Origin of the sequence: Ectothiorhodospira shaposhnikovii, from assembly GCF_016584105.1 — a bacterium.
Lineage (GTDB): Bacteria > Pseudomonadota > Gammaproteobacteria > Ectothiorhodospirales > Ectothiorhodospiraceae > Ectothiorhodospira > Ectothiorhodospira shaposhnikovii.
In genome coordinates this window covers 1-432 of sequence record NZ_NRSM01000105.1, presented here as the reverse complement: position 1 = coordinate 432, position 432 = coordinate 1, and the positions used below count along the sequence as shown (strand labels likewise).

At 64.6% G+C, this 432-nt stretch carries 1 pseudogene; it reads right to left on the bottom strand.

Annotation, left to right across the window (positions count from 1 at the left end):
* Nucleotides 1–432: pseudogene (locus CKO35_RS17600) on the bottom strand (IS5/IS1182 family transposase); the annotation flags it as partial.

The window sequence follows — 432 nt, the reverse complement described above, 5'->3', positions numbered from 1 at the left end:
ATGCGCGACTCTTCGTCGGTCAGGTTGATCTGGTCGTCCGGGCGCGGGCCCACCTGCGGCGGCTTCGGCGGTTTGCCTCCAGGCTTCTTGCCGTTGGCCTTTTCCTTGGCCTCGCGCTTGTCCAGCTTGGCTTGATACTCGGCCTGCTCGCGCTCGAGGCGTTCCTTGGCCCGCGCTTCGATCTTGGTCTTGGCTTCTGCTATGGCGGCCAGGCGGTCTTCGCGCCGCTTGATCTCGTCGGGCAGACTGACCCCGTCGGGGAGGTCGCTCTGATCGGCCGCTTCTGCCAGCTTGAGCATCTCCTGGACCTCGGCCTTTAGCTGGGCCTCGATCTTCTCGGCGTGAGCATAGGACAGGGCGCTGTGCCGCGAGGCATTGGCGTGGATCTTGGTGCCGTCCAGACTGACCGTGCCAAAACGCGAGACTTGGTTC